The 737-nt window shown below is 69.2% G+C and carries 1 protein-coding gene; it reads left to right on the top strand.

Features of this window, described 5'->3' with window-relative positions; all coding sequences use genetic code 11:
• The coding region (locus Ari01nite_RS16645) for a hypothetical protein (protein ID WP_203782168.1) at window positions 1-236 on the top strand (236 nt) is incomplete at its 5' end.
• Window positions 237-737 lie beyond the last annotated feature (501 nt).

Raw genomic sequence — 737 nt, 5'->3', positions numbered from 1 at the left:
AGGGCGCCGTGTCGATGGATGGCGCCGTGTCGATCGCGGACGCCGAGCGGCCCAACTTCGCCGAAGACCCGACCAGCCGCATCGTCCCGCCCGGCGTCGAAGCGGCCCAGGACCACGACCGCACCACGATGACCGTCATGAACATGGAACGGCCGCCGGACGAACTCGCCGATGAGGAACCGACCACGCCAATCGGGATCCCGTCGCCACGCCGCGCCGCGAAGAGCGCAGACTAGGCAGCTTCCGGGCTTGAGGTCTGCGCGGCCGTGGTCGGACTCCGGCCCGGCGGCCCCGGCGGTTCCTCGCAGGCCGCGATCACGTCCCAGTTAGCAGGACGGTCGTCCCGGATAGCAGGTCGTCGACGCCCGAAGGGCGGTGACCCGCGACGGCACCGTGCTGGTCATTGGTAAGTCACGAAATATCGTCTATATCGGGCGATGATGCCGATGTTCGAGTTGCGGTTCGCCGGACAGTTCGCCCGGAACAGCAGCTTTCCAAGATCTGTATTGGGCAAGACCCGGCCGGCCAGACGGCCCGGCCCTCCAAAGGCCAGTCCTCCCAAGGCCAGCCCTCCAGCCGAACGGATCGCCGCGTTGCCGGTTACGCCGGCTCGCTGGAGTGGGGGAGCCCAGCCGGAACCGCGCGCAGGCTCAGCGCAGGCTCAGCGCAGGCTCAGCGCAGGCTCAGCGCAGGCTCAGCGCAGGCTCAGCGCAGGCTCAGCGCAGGCTCAGCGCAGG

The sequence above is a fragment of the Paractinoplanes rishiriensis genome, assembly GCF_016862375.1.
Lineage (GTDB): Bacteria > Actinomycetota > Actinomycetes > Mycobacteriales > Micromonosporaceae > Actinoplanes > Actinoplanes rishiriensis.
This window is presented reverse-complemented; position numbering and strand designations above follow the sequence as displayed.